The sequence below is a fragment of the Sphingomonas sp. P2_B6 genome (assembly GCF_056404755.1).
The window spans coordinates 209,060-227,771 of the sequence record NZ_JBFUDK010000005.1 but is presented as its reverse complement, the minus strand read 5'-3'; the positions used below and the strand labels follow the sequence as shown (position 1 = coordinate 227,771).

At 68.0% G+C, this 18,712-nt stretch carries 15 protein-coding genes; 5 read left to right on the top strand and 10 right to left on the bottom strand.

Annotation, left to right across the window (positions count from 1 at the left end; all coding sequences use genetic code 11):
• Window positions 1-223 precede the first annotated feature (223 nt).
• The 7 genes from AC1DX5_RS09855 to AC1DX5_RS09825 form a co-directional block, all read right to left on the bottom strand.
• The gene (locus AC1DX5_RS09855) at window positions 224-880 is read right to left on the bottom strand and encodes a peptidylprolyl isomerase (protein WP_478015147.1); all 657 of its coding nucleotides are present in this window, start codon (window positions 878-880) and stop codon (window positions 224-226) included.
• A 71-nt stretch (window positions 881-951) separates the two neighbouring features.
• Entirely contained in the window at window positions 952-1,284 is a 333-nt protein-coding gene (locus AC1DX5_RS09850; protein WP_465170718.1) for a GIY-YIG nuclease family protein, read from the bottom strand.
• Between the two features lie 72 nt (window positions 1,285-1,356).
• Window positions 1,357-2,775, bottom strand: coding sequence for an efflux transporter outer membrane subunit (locus AC1DX5_RS09845; RefSeq protein WP_465174882.1), 1,419 nt, complete (start codon window positions 2,773-2,775; stop codon window positions 1,357-1,359).
• A 12-nt stretch (window positions 2,776-2,787) separates the two neighbouring features.
• Window positions 2,788-5,964 carry an efflux RND transporter permease subunit gene (locus AC1DX5_RS09840; RefSeq protein WP_478015145.1) on the bottom strand — a complete coding sequence of 1,059 codons (3,177 nt, stop codon included), beginning with the start codon at window positions 5,962-5,964 and terminating at the stop codon, window positions 2,788-2,790.
• Window positions 5,965-6,097: 133 nt separating this feature from the next.
• Window positions 6,098-7,366, bottom strand: a complete 1,269-nt coding sequence (locus AC1DX5_RS09835) for an efflux RND transporter periplasmic adaptor subunit (RefSeq protein ID WP_465170715.1) — start codon at window positions 7,364-7,366, stop codon at window positions 6,098-6,100.
• Window positions 7,363-7,779, bottom strand: a complete 417-nt coding sequence (locus AC1DX5_RS09830; protein WP_478015144.1) for a hypothetical protein — start codon at window positions 7,777-7,779, stop codon at window positions 7,363-7,365. The genes AC1DX5_RS09835 and AC1DX5_RS09830 overlap by 4 nt, the downstream gene beginning before the upstream one ends.
• 313 nt (window positions 7,780-8,092) lie before the next feature.
• Window positions 8,093-8,707, bottom strand: coding sequence for a TetR/AcrR family transcriptional regulator (locus AC1DX5_RS09825; RefSeq protein WP_465170713.1), 615 nt, complete (start codon window positions 8,705-8,707; stop codon window positions 8,093-8,095).
• 184 nt (window positions 8,708-8,891) lie between these two features.
• On the opposite strand from AC1DX5_RS09825, the gene AC1DX5_RS09820 reads away from it, so the two are divergent.
• Window positions 8,892-11,126 (top strand): TonB-dependent hemoglobin/transferrin/lactoferrin family receptor, encoded by a 2,235-nt coding sequence (locus tag AC1DX5_RS09820; RefSeq protein ID WP_478015142.1) that lies wholly within the window; start codon window positions 8,892-8,894, stop codon window positions 11,124-11,126.
• 121 nt (window positions 11,127-11,247) lie between these two features.
• Window positions 11,248-12,234, top strand: a complete 987-nt coding sequence (locus tag AC1DX5_RS09815) for a DUF6607 family protein (RefSeq protein WP_478015140.1) — start codon at window positions 11,248-11,250, stop codon at window positions 12,232-12,234.
• Between the two features lie 141 nt (window positions 12,235-12,375).
• Here the strand turns inward: AC1DX5_RS09815 and AC1DX5_RS09810 are convergent, their stop codons facing one another.
• The 3 genes from AC1DX5_RS09810 to epsC form a co-directional block, all read right to left on the bottom strand.
• On the bottom strand, window positions 12,376-12,681 hold the full coding sequence (locus tag AC1DX5_RS09810; RefSeq protein ID WP_465170710.1) for a ribosomal protein L7/L12: 306 nt from the start codon (window positions 12,679-12,681) through the stop codon (window positions 12,376-12,378).
• A 1-nt stretch (window position 12,682) separates the two neighbouring features.
• Window positions 12,683-13,579, bottom strand: coding sequence for a TauD/TfdA dioxygenase family protein (locus tag AC1DX5_RS09805; protein ID WP_465170709.1), 897 nt, complete (start codon window positions 13,577-13,579; stop codon window positions 12,683-12,685).
• A 163-nt stretch (window positions 13,580-13,742) separates the two neighbouring features.
• Window positions 13,743-14,663 carry a serine O-acetyltransferase EpsC gene (epsC, locus tag AC1DX5_RS09800; RefSeq protein ID WP_465170708.1) on the bottom strand — a complete coding sequence of 307 codons (921 nt, stop codon included), beginning with the start codon at window positions 14,661-14,663 and terminating at the stop codon, window positions 13,743-13,745.
• A gap of 257 nt (window positions 14,664-14,920) precedes the next feature.
• Here epsC and AC1DX5_RS09795 point away from each other — a divergent pair, with 257 nt between their 5' ends.
• The 3 genes from AC1DX5_RS09795 to mprF are packed head-to-tail and all read left to right on the top strand — an operon-like array spanning window position 14,921 to window position 18,641.
• The gene (locus AC1DX5_RS09795; protein ID WP_465170707.1) at window positions 14,921-15,685 is read left to right on the top strand and encodes an AcvB/VirJ family lysyl-phosphatidylglycerol hydrolase; all 765 of its coding nucleotides are present in this window, start codon (window positions 14,921-14,923) and stop codon (window positions 15,683-15,685) included.
• Window positions 15,682-16,083 carry a DUF2147 domain-containing protein gene (locus AC1DX5_RS09790; RefSeq protein ID WP_478015138.1) on the top strand — a complete coding sequence of 134 codons (402 nt, stop codon included), beginning with the start codon at window positions 15,682-15,684 and terminating at the stop codon, window positions 16,081-16,083. The genes AC1DX5_RS09795 and AC1DX5_RS09790 overlap by 4 nt, the downstream gene beginning before the upstream one ends.
• Complete coding sequence (gene mprF / locus AC1DX5_RS09785; protein WP_478015136.1) at window positions 16,053-18,641, top strand: bifunctional lysylphosphatidylglycerol flippase/synthetase MprF; 2,589 nt, start codon at window positions 16,053-16,055, stop codon at window positions 18,639-18,641. Before AC1DX5_RS09790 ends, mprF begins: the two co-directional genes overlap by 31 nt.
• Window positions 18,642-18,712: the final 71 nt, after the last annotated feature.

The window sequence follows — 18,712 nt, the reverse complement described above, 5'->3', positions numbered from 1 at the left end:
CTCCCGCCTTCGCGGGAGCACAATAAGGCGCGAGGCGCTCTATCGTCGATTCAACTATTCGCTGGTCTGGGACAGTGTACCGATCAGGCGCGTGAAACCCGCCCCGCTGTTTCTCATAATGGCCGATTGCTTACGCTTCGATCCGTCCCCGTTCCCCGACCGAGCCGCCCTGGTCCGCGGGAAATTCACCCTGTTATGAGCACGGAACAGGGAGGCGCCGCCGCTATTTCACCCCGATCAGCCAGGGCTGCACCACGCCGGTGGGCCTGGGTGTGCCGTCGATCCGTTCGGCGCGGATCAGCGGGATCGGCTTCAGGATCATCTGCCCCTTCATCGGGCCCGATCCGCCGCCGATGGGCTGGGCGAGGATCTTGCGCACCACGTCCATGCCCTCCACGACATGGCCGAACGCGGCATAGCCTGTGTAACCCGCCTTCGCGTCCATGCTCGGATGCGCGCCGAGCATGATCGCGAAATTGCCGGTCGCGCCATTCTCGTCGCGACCATGCGCCATCGAGATCACCGTATCGACATGGCGGATGCCGGTGCGGCTGGTCGGCTCCAGCGGCACCGGCGACGGCAGCATGCGCCGCGCATCGGTGCCGATCCCGCCCTGGACGAAGCCGTAAGTCGGGTCAGCCTTGCTCCGCGCCGACCGGTAGAAGCTGGTATTGTCCAGCCGCTTGTCGTCGACATAAGCGAGGAAGTTCGCGGTGGTCTTCGGCGCGCGCCTCGCGTCGAGCGCAATCACGATCGGGCCGAGCGCGGTGACGATCCGCACGCGCACCAGGCCGGGTGCGGGCCTGCTGTGCTGCTGCGCCGTGGCGGGTGCCGCCAGCGCGAGGAAGGCGAGGGCGAGGAAGGAGAGAATCGGGCGCATCGGGCTCGCTCGAAGGGGGTGAAGCCCCTGCGCGCTAGGGGCTGGGCGAGGGGGACGCAAGCGGCGCAACGTTAGAGTTGGGGCGGATCCCACTCCTCCGTTCGTCCTGAGCTTGTCGAAGGACTGTTCTTCCCTTTCGCCAGTCGTGAAATGAGATCCCAATCGCCACGGATCAGCGCCAGCTTCTTGGCACGGCTCCACCCTTTGATCCGCCGTTCGGCCTCAAGTGCCTCGATCCGGCTCGGAAATTCCTGCGACCACACAAGCGTCACCGGACCATAGTCTCGCGTGTAACCAGGGATCAGTCCGCTTTGATGCTGACCGATTCTGGCTTCAAGATTGTCGGTGTGGCCGACGTACAATCGGCCGGCCCGGCAGTGCAGCATATAGGCCCAGAAGCTCATTGGGCGAGCCTAAGGGGAAGAACAGCCCTTCGACAAGCTCAGGGCGAACGGATGGTGGGGGGTTCCCTCCCCCTACCGCGCCGCGATCACCGGCCTTTGCCACCCGCCGCCGAGCGAGCGGAACAGGTCGATCTGCGCGCCGGCGATCCGCGCGTCCGACGCCGCCAGATCGGCGTCCGCATCGGCGAAGGTGCGCTCGGCATCCAGTACTTCGAGGAAGTCGATCTGTCCCTCGCGCTGGCGGGCGCGGGTGATACGGGCGGCCGCTTCCGCCCCGTCGCGCGCGGCCTGCAGGGCGGCGCGGCGCTTCAGTTCGCCCTGATAGGTGGCCAGCGCGGTCTCGGTCTCTTCCAGCGCCTGGAGCACCGTCCCGTCGAACTGGGCAAGCGCCTCGCGGCTGCCTGCTTCGCTCTCGGCGATGCGCGCCCGCGCCGCTTCCTGGTTGGGGAAGGACCAGCTGATCAGCGGCCCGAGCAGGAAGCGCAGCGCGCCGCCGCCGAACAGATCGCCGATGCTCGCGCTGCTCGACCCGACCGATCCGCCCAGCGTGATGCGCGGATAGAGCTCTGCCGTCGCCACGCCGATGCGCGCCGTCGCCGCCGCCAGCCGCTGCTCGGCCGCGCGCACGTCCGGCCGCCGCGCCAGCAGCGCCTGGCCGTCGCCGACCGGGATCGGCTGGTCGAGATGCGGCGTGTCGGTCCGCGCCGCGGCGATCTCGGGCAGTTCCTGCGGCGTCCGCCCGGTCAGGGTCGCCAGCCGGAACAACGCCGCCTGGCGCTCCGCCTCGATCGCGGGGACGAGCGCAGCGCGCTGGTCGCGCAGGGTGGTGATGCGCACCTGGTCGAGCTTGGCCGCGCGACCCGCTTCGACCCGCTTGCCGGTCAGGGTCGCGGACTTGTCGAGCAGCTCGACGATGCGCTTCGCCACGCCCAGCCGTTCGGCCGAGGACGCGGCATCGACATAGGCGCGGGTGGTCGCGGCGACCACCGCGACGCGCACCGCATCGGCATCGGCATCCGCCGCCCGGACATCGCCGCGCGCTGCCTCGATGTTGCGGCGGACGCGACCGGCCAGGTCTACCTCATAGGAGACGCTCAGCCCGACATCATAGGATTCGCCCTCGGCGGCCGAGCCCGGCAGGCGCTGGCTGTCGGGGGTGCGGCCATAGCCGCCGGTCGCGCCGATCGAGGTCTGGGGCAGCCGGTCGGAGCGAACGCCGCGCAGCGACGCGCGCGCCTTGTCGAGCCGCGCCACCGCCACGCGGATGTCGGTGTTGGCGGCGAGCGCCTCGGCGACGAACTGGTCGAGCGCGGGGTCGCGGTAGAGCTGCCACCAATGGTCGTCCGCCGGGGCGGTCGAGACGCTGGGGCTGGCGCTGCCGATGAACTGCCCCGCCGCCTTGGGCGGGGCGACCGGCGCGACGAAGTCGGGGCCGGCGGCGCAGGCTGACAGCGCCAGCGCTGAGATCGAGGCAAGCAATAGCTGTTTCATGACGGCCGCTCCTTATTCGGCGGGCTGAAGAGTCGCCGGCAGCTGGTGCTCGCGACGGCGGGTGAACCGCATCGCGAGCGCCCGGCAGACGACATAGAAGGTCGGCGTGAAGAGCAGGCCGAAGCCGGTGACGCCGATCATCCCGAAGAACACCGCGGTGCCCAGCGCCTGGCGGAGCTCGGCGCCCGCGCCGGTCGCGATCACCAGCGGCACCGAGCCGAGGATGAAGGCGAAGCTGGTCATCAGGATCGGGCGGAGACGCGTCTGCGCCGCCCGCACCGCCGCCTCGATTGGCGACAGGCCTTCCTGCTCCTCGGCCTGCTTGGCGAACTCGACCACGAGGATCGCGTTCTTCGCGGCCAGCGCGATCAGCACGACCAGACCGATCTGGGTCAGGACGTTATTGTCCATGCCGCGCAGGTTCACGCCGGTCATCGCCGCGAGCAGACACATCGGCACGATCAGCACGATCGCCAGCGGCAGGGTGACGCTCTCGTATTGCGCTGCCAGCACCAGGAAGACGAACACCACCGCCATCAGGAAGACGAGGCCGGCCGTGCTGCCCGCTGCCTTTTGCTGATAGGCGATGCCGGTCCACTCATGGGAATAGCCGGCGGGCAGGGTCTTGTCGGCGAGCTTCTCCATCGTCACCAGCGACTGGCCCGAGGAGAATCCGGGTGCCGTGTCGCCGTCCACCTCGACCGCGGGGAAGAGGTTGTAGCGGACGACGCGGTACGGCCCGGTCTTGTCCTGGAAGGTCGCGACCGACCCGATCGGTACCATCTGGCCCGAATTGGAGCGGGTCTTCAGGTTGGCGATATCGGCGGTGGTGTTGCGGAACGGCGCATCGGCCTGGGCGGTGACGCGATAGGTGCGCCCGAGCAGGTTGAAGTCGTTCACGAATGCCGAGCCGAGATAGACTTGCAGCGCCTCGAACACCCGCTCGGGCGGCACGCCGAGCATGTTCGCCTTGGTCCGGTCGACATCGGTGAAGATGCGCGGCGTCGCGGTGTCGAAGAAGGTGTAGATCTGGGCGAGGCCGCTGGTCTGGTTGGCCTTGCCGATCAGGTCATAGGAATTCTTGCCCAGATCGGCGTAACCGCGTCCCTCGGTATCCTGCACCATCATCCGGTATCCGCCGGCCGAGCCGATGCCCTGGATCAGCGGCGGCGGCACGATCAGCAGCCGCGCCTCGTTCACGTCGGCGGTCGCCTTGCGTGCCTCGGCCATGATGCCCTGGAAGGTGACGCCGAGCTTCCTGCGTTCCTCGAAGCTCTGCAGCGGGAAATAGGCCGCCGCCGAATTGGGCGCGAGCGTCTGGGATGGGCCGTCGAAGCCGGCCAGCATGACCGAGCCCTTGATGCCCTTGAGCGGCAGGATCTTGGCCGCGACCTTGCGCATCACCGCGTCGGTCCGCTCGATCGAGGAGCCTGGCGGCAGCTGGATCACGGTCAGGAAGTAACCCTGGTCCTGCGCCGGCACGAAGCCGGTCGGCGTGATCCAGAACACCCCGCCGGTCAGCGCGATGAGGCCCGCATAAGCGAACATCATCTTCTTCGGCGCGCTGACCAGCCGGCGGGTCAGCGCGGCATAGCCAAGGCTCATCCGCTCGAAGCCGCGGTTGAACGCGTCGCCGGCGCGGTTGACGATCCGCTGGAAGCGGTTCTCGCTCCCGGTCGTCTCCTTGTGGCGGAGCAGCAGGGCGGCGAGCGCGGGCGACAGGGTCAGCGACAGGACGAGCGAGATGATCGTCGCGGTCGAGATGGTCACCGCGAACTGGCGGTAGAAGGCGCCCGACAGGCCGGTCAGGAACACCGTCGGCACGAACACCGCGCAGAGCACGAGCACGATCGCGACCAGCGCGCCCGACACTTCGTCCATCGAGGTACGCGCCGCCTCGAGCGGGGAGAGCCCGCGCTCGAGGTTGCGCTCGACATTCTCGACGACGACGATCGCGTCGTCGACGACCACGCCGATCGCCAGCACCAGCCCGAACAGCGACAGGTTGTTGAGCGAATATCCGAATGCCGCCAGCACCGCGAAGGTACCGATCAGCGACACGGGAATCGCGACCACCGGGATGATCGCCGCGCGCCACTTCTGCAGGAACACCAGGATGACGAGCACGACGAGCACGATCGCCTCGAGCAAGGTGTCCTTCACCGCGTCGATCGACTGCGCGATGAACTCGGTCGGGTTGTAGATGACCTTGTATTCGAGCCCCTTGGGGAAGCGGGCGGACATGGACTTCATCTCGGCGGAGACGCCCTCCGCCGCGGCGAGCGCGTTGGAGCCGGGGCGCTGGAACACCGCGACGATCACGGTCGGCTTGCCCGAGAGATAGGTGTTGGAGCCGTAATCCTGCGCGCCGAGCTCGACCCGGGCGACGTCCGACACCTTGACCTGGCGGCCATCGGGATCGGTACGGATCACCACGTCGGCGAACTGTTTGGGGTCGGTCAGGCGGCCCTGAGTCTCGACGTTGAGCTGGAAGGCGTTGCCGCTGGCATAAGGCGGCTGGCCCAGGGTGCCGGCGGCGACCTGCACGTTCTGCGCGCGCAGCGCCGCGACGATCTCGCCGGCGGTCAGGTCGAGCGCGGCGGCGCGGCCGGGATCGATCCAGACGCGCATCGAATAGTCGCGCGACCCGAACAGCTGCACGTCGCCCACGCCGTCGATGCGGCTGAGGCGGTCGCGCACCTGGGTCAGCGCGTAATTGGAGATATAGCCGCGATCGAGCGAGTTGTCGGGCGAGATCAGGTTCACGACCATCAGGAAGTCGGGCGAGGTCTTGCGCGTCACCACGCCGAGCCGCTGCACTTCCTCAGGCAGGCGCGGCACCGCGATGGCGACGCGGTTCTGCACCAGCACCTGCGCGGCATCGAGATCGGTGCCCTGCTTGAAGGTGACGGTGATGACGACCTTGCCGTCACCGGTCGATTGCGACGACTGGTAAAGCATGTTGTCGACGCCGTTGATCTCCTGCTCGATCGGCGCGGCCACGGTCTCCGCGACCGTCTCGGCCGAGGCGCCCGGATAGGCAGCGCTGACCGTCACGGTCGGCGGCACGATGTCGGGATATTGCGACACCGGCAGGGTCATATAGGCGATCGCACCGACAAGCGTGATGACGACCGCGATCACCGCGGCGAAGATCGGCCGCGTGATGAAGAAGCGCGAAAAGCGCATGGATTTCGTCCTTCAGAGAGGAAATATCTTCACCACCGTTCGTGCTGAGCTTGTCGAAGCACTGTTCTTCCTTCTCACCGTCGAGAAGAAGAGCAGCCCTTCGACAAGCTCAGGGCGAACGGGGTGGTTGGTATCAGTTCGCGATGGTCGCCTCGCCGGCGACGGGCAGCGACACCGCCGGTGCGGCCGACGCCGTCGTCGCGGCGGCGATGCGGCCTGCCGTGGGGGCGACCTTGGCGCCGGGCATCGCCATCTGGTTGCCGGCGATGATCACCCGGTCCTTCGGCCCGATGCCCGAGCGGATCACGCGCAGGCCGTCGACCACCGGACCCAGTTCGACCGGCTTGGCCGAAACCTGGTTCTGCGCGTCGACCGTCAACACGATCTTGCGCGCCTGGTCGGTCTGGATGGCCGTGTCGGGCACCAGCAGGGCCGGGGCCTTGCCGCCGCTCGCCAGCCGCATGTTGCCGAACATGCCGGGCGTCAGGAAATAGCCCGGGTTGGACAGCACCGCGCGACCGCGGATCGTGCCGCTGCGCTGGTCCAGGCCATTGTCGGTGAAGTCGAGGCGGCCCTTCCAGCGATGCTCGGTCTCGTCCTGCAGCTGGATCTCGACCGCCGCCGGCTCGGCGCCGGGCTGACGGGCGCGCTGCGTCTTCAGGTACAGCGCCTCCGACCCGTCGAAGGTGAAGTAGATCGGGTCGAGCGCGTTGATCGTGGTCAGCACCGTGCCGTTGGTGCCCTCGCCGCCCGCGACCTGGTTGCCGGCATCGACCTTGCGGTCGGAGATGCGGCCGGCGATCGGCGCGCGGACCTGGGTGAACTCGATGTCGAGCGCCCGGACCCGGACGCGCGCATCGGCGGCGGCAAGTGCGGCCTGCGCTGCCTGCACCTTGGCACGCAGCGAATCCACTTCACCCGCCGACACCGCCTCATCGGCGATCAGCCGGGTCGCGCGGCCGAGATCGGCCTGGGCCAGCGCCAGCGCGCTGCGCGCGCTCGCCGCATTGGCACGCGCCTCGGCCAGAGCCGCGGCGAACGGGCGGGGATCGATGGTGAAGAGCAGCTGGCCCTTCTGCACGATCTCGCCGTCGCGGAAATGGATGCCGGTCACTTCGCCCGCCACGCGCGGACGGATCTCGACCGTGCGGCTCGGCGCGAAGCGGCCGACATAGTCGTCCCACTCGTTGACCTCGCGCACCAGAGGTGCCGCGACCGTTACCGCCGCCGGGGGAGGAGCGGCGGCAACGGCCGGGGACTCACCGGCCAGCTTGGTGCCGGCCGCGGCGACGATCGCCAGGGGGATGAGGACGATCGCCGCACGCCGCGTTCGCGACATGCGGTTGAAACCGTCGACCAGCGGTCGCGCGGTCGTGCTCTCGATGGGGGTGATCATGTTCATGCGGCGATCCTTGGATTGGCGTAGATCTGGACGAGGCCGACCCGGTCGCCGGTGACGCTGGCCACCAGGGTCTCGGCCTGGGAAAGGGTGAAGCCGGCGTCGAGGAACCGGTCGATCTCGGCCTGGGCGATGGCATAGCCGCGGCGCCAGGCATGGACGGCGAGCCGGCGCAGCGCCTCGAGCCTGGTGTCGGCCAGCCGCGAGCGGGTGCCGATGCCGAACAGGCCGCCCAGCGCGCGGGAGACCCGGCCGGGCTCCTCCAGGCTGGACAAGGTGTCGCGGCGCGAGACCGCGATCACGCTCCATTCGAGCGCCGAGAAGCTGCCGGTCTCGCCGTCCGGCGCGACCGAGACCTCCATCGCGCGGCTGCGGACGGGGGCGGCGAACATATTGTCGATGTCGAGATAGGCCATGGCTATTCCCCTTGAAGTGATTGGCCACGGGGCGCCGAGCGCGACGACACCATGTCTCGCGGGCGGATGCGCTCGGGGCGTAAAAAGACCAGCACGGACGGCCTCATGCCATCCGCTCCCCGATCCTCGAAAATGATGATGCGCGAGTGGCCTCAGGCCGCTCGCAGGTGGTTCAGCAGTCCGACTTGGTCATGGGCGTTTCCCTCCGCCATGGCGAGCCGGTGAAGGACCCGCATTCAATACCAATCGGTATATAACGCCATGCTGCGGCGCGTCAAGCGCCTTTCATACCGGTGGGTACAATTAATTTCAATCATCGAGTGGGCCAGACCGAGAGGCTGGTTTCGACCAGCTGGCTCAGCTCCTGGCAGGTCGCGCCCGAACCCGCCTGAACCGATAGTCCCTGCAGCAGCGCGGTGAGATAGCGCACCAGTGCGACCGGCTCGATCGTCTCGGGCAAGTCGCCCTCTTCCCTGGCACGCTCGAAGCGCGCGATCATCGCGGCTTCGGAGGAGGCGCGGCGCTTGACCACCTCGGCCTTGATCGATTCGGCCTCGAGGCCGCACGCGCTCATGCTGATCACGCCGAGGCAGCCCTTGGGGTCGCAATTGCTCATCTGGATTTCGAGCGCGCCGCGCAGCAGCTTCTCCGCCACCCCGCGCGCGGTCGGCGCGTCGAGTGCGTAGCGCATATAAGCGAGCTTTTCGCGCTCATAGAGGTCGAGCGCCTTGTGGAACAACGCTTCCTTGTTACCGAACGCGGCGTAGAGACTCGGCTTGGTGATGCCCATCTCGGCGGTCAGCTCGGACATGGACGCGCCTTCATAGCCACGGCTCCAGAAAACCCGGAGGGCGGAGGCGAGCGCGCTTTCCACGCAGAATTCCCGGGGCCGTCCCTTGGTGGGTGCCGGGGCAAGATCCTGTTCCATACCGATCGGTATATAGCGCGCTTTCCGTAAACGTCCAGTACCCGCAATTTCCGTCCTAGTTCCTCCCCGTGCCGGGGAGGAATGCGAGCTTCTTCGTCGGCGAATTGACACCCGCCCCCATCACTCCTAGCAGATGCAAACGCGAATCACTCGCATTAGCATTACGTGTCACTTCGGGGGTATCATGATCGACCACATCACCACGCCGCGCGCGCCCATCCGCACCGGCGCCGCCGCGCTCGCGATCGCCTGGGCGCTGGCCGTCGGCGTCGCGCACGCCGACGAGGCTCGCCCCGCCGACGAGGACAAGGACCTCGTCACGGTCACCGCGACGCGCACGCCGCTGCTGATCTCCGACGTGCCCGCCACCGTCACCGTGATCACCGCCGAGACGATCGCCGACCAGCTCGCGAGCGACATCAAGGATCTGGTCCGCTTCGAACCCGGCGTCAGCGTTCGCCGTGCGCCGACCCGTTTCGGCGCGGCGCAGGGCGTCACCGGACGCGACGGTAATGCCGGCTTCAACATCCGCGGGCTCGAGGGCAATCGCGTGCTGATCCAGGTCGATGGCGTGCGCGTGCCCGACGGGTTCGAATTCGGCGCTCAGTCGGCCGGGCGCGGCGACTATGTCGATCTCGGCGTGGTCAAGTCGGTCGAGATTCTGCGCGGCCCGGCCTCGGCGCTCTATGGCAGCGACGGCCTGGCCGGGGCGGTCAGCTTCGTGACCAGCGATCCGCAGGATTTCCTCACCGGCGGCAAGAGCTTTGGCGGCATCGCCCGTGCAGGCTTCGATTCGGCTGACGACCAGTTCTCCGAAACGGGCATCGTCGCCGGGGCGATCGGCAACTGGTCGGCGATGATCGCCTATACCGGCCGCGACGGGCATGAGCTCGAGAACATGGGCACCAACGGATCGCCCAACGCGAACCGCACCGCGCCCAACCCGCAGGACACCAGCTCGAATTCGGTGCTGGCCAAGCTCGTCTGGTCGCCCGATGACCATAACCGTGTCCGCCTGACCTATGATCATCTCGATGGCCATGTGCGCACGACCGTGTTGAGCGGCATCTCCGCCGCCGTGCCGGTCCCGGCGACCGGCGTGATCGGCCTCACCGCAAGCGACCGCACCAAGCGCGACCGCGTGGCGCTCGACTGGCTCTATACCGGCACCGGCGCGATCGCCTCGGCGCATGTGACGGGCTGGTACCAGGACGGCGAGAACCGCCAGTTCACCGCCGAGGATCGCAACACCGCGGCGGACCGCACGCGCCTCAACACCTTCGCGAATCGCGTCTATGGCGCAAGCGTCGAACTGCGCAGCGACTTCGCGACCGGCGCGTTGACGCACAAGCTGGTCTATGGCGGCGATGTCAGCGTCACCCGGCAGGAGGGCATCCGCGGCGGCACCGTGCCGACCGCGCCCGACGTCTTCCCGACCCGCGCCTTCCCGATCACTGATTATACCCTGGTCGGCGGCTATATCTCGGATGAGATCGGCCTTGCCGATGGGGCCTTCACCTTGTTCCCGGCGCTGCGCTTCGATCATTATGCGCTGACGCCCAAGCCCGACGCGCTCGTCCCCACGGCCTCGGCGCCCCCCGGCAAGCAGAGCGGGTCGCGGGTCTCGCCCAAGCTCGCCGCGCTGGCGACCTTTGGCCCGATCCGGCTGTTCGCCAATTATGCGCGCGGCTTCAAGGCGCCGTCGCCGACTCAGGTCAACCAGTTCTTCGACAACCCGACCTCGCCGCAATTCGCCTATCGCTCGATCCCCAATCCCGATCTCCGGCCCGAGACCAGCGAAAGCTTCGAGGGCGGCGCGCGCATCGTCACGCCCGTGGTGAGCGCCGGCGTGACTGGCTTCACCGGCAAGTACCGCAACTTCATCAGCCAGGAGATGGTCGGCACTCATGCGGGCACTCCCGCCGATCCGATCATCTTCCAGTTCATCAACCTTGCCCGTGCCCGCATCAGCGGCGTGGAAGGCAAGATCGACGTGACCCCGGTCGCGGGCGTCACCGCGCGGTTCGCGGCCAGCTATACCAAGGGCACCAGCACGGGCGCCAATGGCGTGAAATCGCCGCTGGTGACGGTCGATCCGGTCAAGCTGGTCGGCGGTATCGGGTATGACGCGCCCGACCGGCGCTTCGGCGGCCAGATCGTCGCGACCTATTCGGCGCGCAAGCCCAAGTCCGACGCTGCGTCCACTGCCTATCGCCCGGACAGCTTCACCATCGTCGATGCGACCGCCTATGTCCGGGTCGCCGATGTGCTCACCCTGCGGGCGGGCATCTTCAACGTCTTCGACCGCAAATATGCCTGGTGGAGCGATGTGCGCGGGCTCGCCGCCAGCTCGACCGTCACGGACGCCTATACCCAGCCCGGCCGCAACGCGAGCGTGTCGCTGACCGCGAAGTTCTGACCGTTTCCCCTCCCTACCTCTCCGGGAGGGGCTGGGGAGGGAAGCAGTCGCACCCACCGGATTTGCCCCCCGGGACTGTTTCTCTCCCCCTCTTGTCCGATCATCACGAGGAACCATGCTTATGAAGACATTCCCGTTCCGTCTGGCGCTCGTCGCAGGCCTGCTCACTCTTCCGCTCGCGGCGCCCGTACTCGCCGACGGTCCTGTCGCGCCGCGCAGCGCCGCCGAGGAAAGGGCGGCGTTCGAAGCGGATCGCGCCGCGATCCTCGCCATGGCGGGCAATTACAAGGTGACCTTCGACATGAAGGAAACCACGCCCTGGCGCGCCGACTATACCCCGATCCCGGCCAAGATCTCGGGCGGTCATGAAAGCGTCCGCGTGATCGAAGATACGGGCCGCCACATCGTGCTGCAGCATATGCTCGTCGTCACCGGCGAAGGCGGCAAGACCATGGTGATCAAGCACTGGCGCCAGGACTGGAGCTTCGAGCCGGCGTCGTTCCTCGCTTATGCCGGCAATGGCCGCTGGAATGTCGAAGCGATCCCGGAGCGGATGCGCAAGAGCCGCTGGTCGCAGACCGTGTGGCAGACCGACGATTCCCCGCGTTACGGTGGCTGGGGCGAATGGACTGACGATGGCGGCGTCCGGCGCTGGCGCAGCAGCTGGACCTGGCGTCCGCTCGCCCGCCGCGATGCGGTGCGGCATCCGCGCTACGATCGCTATCTCGGCATCAACCGCCACTCGCCCTCGCCCGCGGGCTGGATCCACTGGCAGGACAATATCAAGATGGGCCCGGTCGACGGGAAGATCGTGCCCTTCGTCCAGGAATCGGTGCTCAACACCTATGCCAGGGACGACGCCTATGACGTGAAGGCGGCCGACGATTACTGGACCGCGACGAAGGACTATTGGGCAGCGATCCGCGCCGCCTGGGACGCGGCGATCGCGAAGGACAAGGGCGTCTCGGTCGCCGAAGTCGCCGAGACCGGCTCGGCCTCGGGCGAGCGGCTGATGGATTATGCCGATCAGGTGCAGGCAGGAAAGCTGACCACCGCGGCGGCGATCGACCAGGGCAAGGCAGTGATCGCCGAGGTGACGAAGCGCTGAGGCAGGCGCGACATCTCAACCGTCATGCCGGACTTGTTCCGGCATCCATCGTTCCGCAAGAGCTGCGGCGTTCGGTTTGCGGCACGATGGACCCCGGAACAAGTCCGGGGTGACGGGGGCGATTGATCCGCTCGACCCGCCTCACTCCAGCGATTCCACCAGATCCTTGGTTTCCTTCAGCCCCAGATGCGTCGCATCCCGCGCCAGCTTGATCGCGTCGATCTTCCGCCCCGCCGCGAGCAGCGCGCGAACCTGTTCCTCCACCTCGGGCGGCAGGGAGGTAGCAAGTGCCTCGGCCGGAAGGCGAGGCGCAGCCGGCGCGCGATAGACCGGCGCCTGTCCGCCCCCCATCAACGGATCGCGGCTGCGCGCCGACCGCAGGGCCAATGCAAGCAGCACCAGAAAGACGACGCCGGCCGCGATCAGCACCGGGACGGGAACGAACATTCTAGCGCGTCACCACGTCGCCGGAGACCGTCACCCGCTCCAGCACACGGTCGGCGGGCCAGTAATCGCCGACGGCATAATGCTGAGTCGATCGATTGTCCCAGATGCCGATCGCGTTTGGGGTCCAGCGGAAGCGGACCTGATATTCGGGCACCTTGATCCGATCGTAGAGCAGGCGCAGCAGCTCCTTGCTCTCCGCCTCGGGGATGCCGAGGATCCGCGTCGTGAAAGTGTAGTTGACGTAGAGGATCTTCTCGCCGGTCTCGGGATGGGTGCGTACCACCGGATGCGCCACCGCCGGGAAATCGCGGGCGAGCTGCGCCTTTTTCTCCTCGCTCACGCGCCCGCCGAAGCTGGCGACGATGTCATGCTCGGCATCGAGGTTCGCGATGCGGTCCTTCACCGGCTGGGGCAGGCCCTCATAGGCCGCCGCCGTATCCGACCAGATCGTGTCGCCGCCCAGCGCCGGCAACAGCCGGGCGCGCAGCACCGAAGCGATCGACGGCCGCTCGCGGAAGGTCACGTCGGTGTGCCATTTGTTATAGGCCTTGAATGGGGTGAAGGCGTCGGCGGTGAGCTGCACGCCCTCGACGCCGCGGATCACCAGCACTTCCGGATAGCCCTCGACATGCGGGATGACCGGATGGCCCTCCAGCTCGCCGAACAGCCGGCCGAGGCGGAGATGGCTTTCATAATCCACGTCCTGGTCGCGGAAGAAGATCACCTTGTGGGTGAGCCAGGCCTCGCGGACGATCTCGGCCACGCTGTCGTCGAGCGGCTGGTTCAGGCCGATGCCCGATATCTCGGCGCCGATCGTCGGGGTCGAGGGCATGATGACGATCCCGCGCGAGGCGGCGCGTTCCTGCAGGTCGGTCCGGATGTTCAAAGCGGTCGCCATGGCGATCTCCTCTCCATGCTCAATGTCTGCCCTTGCACAAGGTTGCGCAACCTTTGCCGTTCGGCCCCGGATTCGATCCGGGGTTGTCGAAGCCCTGTTCTTCTCTTCGCAGGCAGAAAGAACAGCCCTTCGACGAGCTCAGGGCGAACGGGAGAGGGGGCGCTTAAGTCTCCGGAAACAGCGCCGGCCCTTCTCCCTCGGCGAAGGACAAGGCCGGCGGCTGCATCACCAGCGCGCCGGGGGCGACATCCCCGGTCACCCATACATTGCCGCCGATCGTCGCACCGCGCCCGATCCTGACCCGGCCGAGGATCGTCGCCCCGGCATAGACCACTACATCGTCCTCGACGATCGGGTGGCGGGCGAAGCGCTCGCGCACGCTGTGCCCGTCCTCGGGCGGCAGGCGCCGCGCGCCGAGCGTGACATGCTGGTACAGCCGCACGCGCGCGCCGATGATCGCGGTCTCGCCGATCACCACGCCGGTGCCATGGTCGATGAAGAAGCTCGGCCCGATCGTCGCGCCCGGATGGATGTCGATGCCGGTGCGGGTATTGGCGATCTCGGAGATGACGCGCGCGACGAGCGGCGCGCCCAGTTCGAACAGCTGGTGCGCCAGCCGGTGGTACATCACCGCCACCGCGCAGGGGTAGCAGATCAATATCTCGTCGACGCTGCGCGCGGCGGGGTCGCCCTGAAAGGCAGCGGCGACATCGCTGTCGATCAGCCGGCGGATCTCGGGCAGGGCGGCGGCGAACAGGCGGACGATGGTGTCGCCATGGTCGCAATCGAACCGGTCGCCGGTTTCTGCTTCCCAGTAACGCAGCTCGCGCCCAATCTCCGCCTCGAGCAGGCCGAGTGCCTGATCGAGGCGGAGCCGGACGAAGACGTCCTCGGTCGTGCCCTCGAAATGGCCGAGCCGCTGCGGGAACAGTGCCGCTTCGAGATGCTCGAGCATGAACTCCAGCGCCACGCGCGACGGGAAGCGCGCGGTGCCGGCATTGGCGTGGCGCTGGTGCGCGGCGCGCCAGTCCCGCCGCGCCGCAGCGAGGCCCAGGACCACGCCGTCGATCGAATCATTGGCCATCAACATGTCGCACCTTACCTGCTTTCGCGGATATTCCTATCATTTGGATAGGATATAAAAAGGCAAGTTCGGCTTGCCGACCCGAAAGCGCGACTAACGGCACCGGCAGGCCACCTCCCCGGAGATAAACCTTAGTCTGTGTTATCGTCCCCACCGCTCGGCACTATCTCAGGACAACGAGCGGCAAGGCGCCTGGATGACGGGTTTTTCATGTTCCATCCATCACGGCGTCAGGCGGCCCGGCATAGGAGCGGGCGATGAAAATGACCTTCCAGGACCGCGCGAGGCGGCGCGGTTCCTCTTCCAGGGCGCTGCACTGGGCTGGCGGCATCGCGCTCGCGATTGCTGCCGCGCTGTTGGCTTTGGCAGCGATGGCCGGCTTCTTCGATCGCGATCCGATCCGCCTGTTCGGCGATTTCGGTCGCGGACGCGTGCCGGTCGTCGCCTTGTTCTTCTCGGGTGATCTCGGCCTGCGCTTCGGCATGGGGCCGCATGTCACGCAAGCGCTGGCGGTGCGCGGCATCCCGGTGATGGGGGTGAATTCCCCCACGGTCTTCGGCCGGCACCGCAGCCGGGCCGAGGTCGACGGGCTGGTCGCCGATGCCGTGCGCGGCGCGCTCGCGCGGGCGCATGCCGACCGGGTCGTGCTGATCGGCCAGTCCTTCGGGTCGGATGTGCTCGGCACCGGTGCTGCCCGCCTGCCGGCCGACCTGCGCACGAAGGTCGCGGCGATCGTGCTGGTGGTGCCGGGCCAGACCGTGTTCTTCCGCGCCGACCCGACCGATCTTTCCTATCGCGGCACACCCGACGCCCGCGCGCTCGATGCGGCGCGTACTCTCTCCTGGGCGCCGCTGACCTGCATCTATGGCGTCCGCGAGACCGACAGCCTGTGTCCGTTGCTCCCCGCACCAGTGACGCGGATCGCATTGCCGGGCGGGCATTTCCTGAACAACGACCCGCACCGGCTGATCGCGACGATCGTCGCAGCGCTTCGTCCCGTGCTGCCGGGAATCCACGCATGATCGCCGCGCTCCTGTTGATGCTCGCCGGCGCTCCGGCCGGGGGCGGCGGCATGACCGCGACCCGCGACCTGCCGGTCGGCCTGTGGCAGAATCCGAAGGCGACGCTGCGGGTGCGGACCGCGCCGTGCGGCGATGCGCTGTGCGGCGCGATTGCCGCCGCGACCCCGACGGCCGAGGCCGATGCGCGCGATGCCGGGATCGACCATCTCATCGGTATCGAGCTGCTCAAGGACTATCGCCGGGTCGGGCGCGATCGCTGGGCCGGCACCGTCTATGTGCCCGACATGGGGCATAGCTTCTCCTCGCGGATCGAGCGGCTTTCGCCCGATACGCTGAAGATCTCCGGCTGCCTGATCGGAGGGTTTCTGTGCAAGTCGCAGATCTGGAAACGCGTCTGATCCGGTCCCCGGCGCGGTCGGGCGCGGCGCAGTGGATGCTGCGCCGCCGCCGCTGGCTGGTCGCGCTGGCCGTGCTGGTCGTCGCCCTGCTCGGCTTCGCAGCGCTCCATGCCCTGCTCGCCGAGGTGCGGCTGAAGGATGTGCGCGCCGCGTTGCACGCCATTCCGGACGCACGGATCGGGCTGGCGCTGGCGCTGACCATCGGCAGCTATCTCTGCCTGACGCTCTACGACCTGCTGGCGCTTCGGGCGATCGGCCGGCCGCTGCCGTGGCGGACGGCGGCGCTCGCCTCGTTCACCAGCTACACCGTCAGCCATAATCTCGGCCTGTCGCTGCTGACCGGCGGATCGGCGCGCTACCGCGTCTACGCCAATGCCGGGCTGGAGCTGGGCGATGTCGCGCGCGTCACTCTGCTCGCCTCGGCGACGTTCTGGGGCGGGGTGGCAGTGGTCGGCGCGGCAGCGCTGTTTTCCGTGGGGGTGCCGATCGACCTCGGCATCGTCACCATCGCGCCGCTCGCCGGGCATGTTGCGGGTGCAGCCATGCTGGTGGCCGTTGTCCTGCTGTTCGTCGCACGCGCCGCCGGGCGCGACCGGATCGGCCGGGGCGATTTCGCGCTGCCGGTGCCGGCGCTGCCGATCATGGGCGCGCAGATCGGCGTGGCGGCGCTCGACCTGCTGCTCGCCGCCGCCACGCTCTATGTCCTGATCCCCGCGCCCTCCGCGCCGCCGCTCGACCTGTTCCTGGTCGCCTATGCGGTGGGTCTGGTCGCGGTGCTGGTCACGCATGTGCCGGGCGGCATCGGCGTGTTCGAGGCAGTGATGCTGGCGATCGTCCCGGGCGACCGGCCCGGCCTGTTCGCCGCGCTGCTGCTTTACCGCATCGTCTATTATCTTCTGCCGCTCGCCGCGGCGGCGGGACTGCTCGGTGTGCTCGAGGGACGGCGGCTGCGCCGGCCGATCGCGGCCGGCGTGTCGATGGTCGAGCAGGCCAGCCGCGCCCTGGCGCCGCCGCTGCTGGCCGCGCTGGTGTTCACCGGCGGGCTGGTGCTGCTCGTATCGGGCGCGCTGCCGGCGGTGCATGACCGCATCTTCTGGCTGGCCGACATCGTGCCGCTGCCGTTCATCGAGGCATCGCATTTCTCGGCGAGCCTGGCGGGTACCGCGCTGATCCTCGTCTCGCCGGCGATCAATGCCCGACTGCGCAGCGGCTTCATCGCCGCGCGGCTGCTACTGGTCGGCGGCGCGATCTTCTCGATCCTGAAGGGCGTGGATTATGAGGAAGCGGCGATCCTGGCGGTGATCGCCGGCATCCTGCAATATTGCCGCCCGGCATTCTACCGCCGCGCCGGGGTGTTCGACGCGCCGTTCCAGCGGCTCTGGCTGGCCGCGGCGATGGTGGCGCTCGCGCTCAGCCTCTGGGCCGGCTTCTTCGCCTACAAGCATGTGCCCTATTCGACCGATCTCTGGTGGGAGTTCGCGTGGAAGGGCAATGCCCCGCGTTTCCTGCGCGCGAGCGTTGGCGCGGTGGTCGTCCTCGTCGCCGTGGCGATGTGGCGGCTGCTTGTCGCGCCGGTGCGCGCGCATGGCGAAAGCGTCCTGCCGCGCGACCTGGCCGATCGCGCGCTGGCAGTCGCGTCACGGGCCGATGCGGCGCTGGCCTTCACCGGCGACAAGCATTTCATCGTCTCGGCCTCGGCCGACGCTTTCCTGATGTACCGCGTACAGGGCCGCACCTGGGTCGTGATGGGCGATCCCGTCGGCCCCGCTGCCGCCTGGTCCGAGCTTGTATGGCGGATCCGCGCCGAATGCGATGCGGCGCATGGCCGGCTGTGTTTCTACCAGGCAAGCACCGAGATGCTGCCGCTGCTGGTCGAACTCGGTCTGCAGGTGATGAAATATGGCGAGGAAGCGCATGTGCCGCTCGATCGCTTCACGCTCGACGGCCCGGCGGCCAAGTCGCTGCGCCATTCGGTGCGGCGCGCCGATGCCGCTGGCCTGCGTTTCGAAATCCTGTCGGCAGCCGACGTCGCGGCACATGGCCCCGCGCTGAAAACCGTGTCGGACGACTGGTTGCGCGGCAAGGCGGGGGTAGAGAAGCGCTTCAGCATCGGTCGATTCGATCCCGATTACATCACCCGCTTCGACTGCGCCGTGCTGTGGCAGGATGACCGGATCGTCGCCTTCGCCAATATCTGGGCGACGCGGAACCGGTGCGAGCTATCGGTCGACCTGATGCGGCATCTGCCCGATACGCCTTATGGCACGATGGATTTCCTGCTCGTGTCGTTGATGCAATGGGGCGCGGCGCACGGGTACAAACGCTTCAACCTGGGCATGGCGCCGCTGTCGGGGCTGGGCGGCGGGCGTCTCGCGCCCGGCTGGTCGCGGATCGGCCATGCGATCTATGGCCATGCCGAGGCGCTGTACGGCTTCGCCGGCCTCCGCTCGTTCAAGGCGAAGTTCCACCCCGACTGGCAACCGCGCTATGTCGCGACCCCGCCCGGCCTGCCTGCGGCGCGCGCGATGATCGACCTGATCGCGCTGATCGGCGGCTGAGCGAACGGCGTTTTCCGGGACAGCGCCCTTGCCACCGGCGGCAATAGCGCCCACACGCCCCTTGCTGGCAC

What these genes read in the sequence shown, in the direction of transcription:
- AC1DX5_RS09855 (WP_478015147.1), bottom strand. Translation starts at nt 880, where the DNA reads ATGCGCCCGATTCTCTCCTTCCTCGCCCTCGCCTTCCTCGCGCTGGCG.
- AC1DX5_RS09850 (WP_465170718.1), bottom strand. Translation starts at nt 1,284, where the DNA reads ATGAGCTTCTGGGCCTATATGCTGCACTGCCGGGCCGGCCGATTGTAC.
- AC1DX5_RS09845 (WP_465174882.1), bottom strand. Translation starts at nt 2,775, where the DNA reads ATGAAACAGCTATTGCTTGCCTCGATCTCAGCGCTGGCGCTGTCAGCC.
- AC1DX5_RS09840 (WP_478015145.1), bottom strand. Translation starts at nt 5,964, where the DNA reads ATGCGCTTTTCGCGCTTCTTCATCACGCGGCCGATCTTCGCCGCGGTG.
- AC1DX5_RS09835 (WP_465170715.1), bottom strand. Translation starts at nt 7,366, where the DNA reads ATGAACATGATCACCCCCATCGAGAGCACGACCGCGCGACCGCTGGTC.
- AC1DX5_RS09830 (WP_478015144.1), bottom strand. Translation starts at nt 7,779, where the DNA reads ATGGCCTATCTCGACATCGACAATATGTTCGCCGCCCCCGTCCGCAGC.
- AC1DX5_RS09825 (WP_465170713.1), bottom strand. Translation starts at nt 8,707, where the DNA reads ATGGAACAGGATCTTGCCCCGGCACCCACCAAGGGACGGCCCCGGGAA.
- AC1DX5_RS09820 (WP_478015142.1), top strand. Translation starts at nt 8,892, where the DNA reads ATGATCGACCACATCACCACGCCGCGCGCGCCCATCCGCACCGGCGCC.
- AC1DX5_RS09815 (WP_478015140.1), top strand. Translation starts at nt 11,248, where the DNA reads ATGAAGACATTCCCGTTCCGTCTGGCGCTCGTCGCAGGCCTGCTCACT.
- AC1DX5_RS09810 (WP_465170710.1), bottom strand. Translation starts at nt 12,681, where the DNA reads ATGTTCGTTCCCGTCCCGGTGCTGATCGCGGCCGGCGTCGTCTTTCTG.
- AC1DX5_RS09805 (WP_465170709.1), bottom strand. Translation starts at nt 13,579, where the DNA reads ATGGCGACCGCTTTGAACATCCGGACCGACCTGCAGGAACGCGCCGCC.
- epsC (WP_465170708.1), bottom strand. Translation starts at nt 14,663, where the DNA reads ATGGCCAATGATTCGATCGACGGCGTGGTCCTGGGCCTCGCTGCGGCG.
- AC1DX5_RS09795 (WP_465170707.1), top strand. Translation starts at nt 14,921, where the DNA reads ATGAAAATGACCTTCCAGGACCGCGCGAGGCGGCGCGGTTCCTCTTCC.
- AC1DX5_RS09790 (WP_478015138.1), top strand. Translation starts at nt 15,682, where the DNA reads ATGATCGCCGCGCTCCTGTTGATGCTCGCCGGCGCTCCGGCCGGGGGC.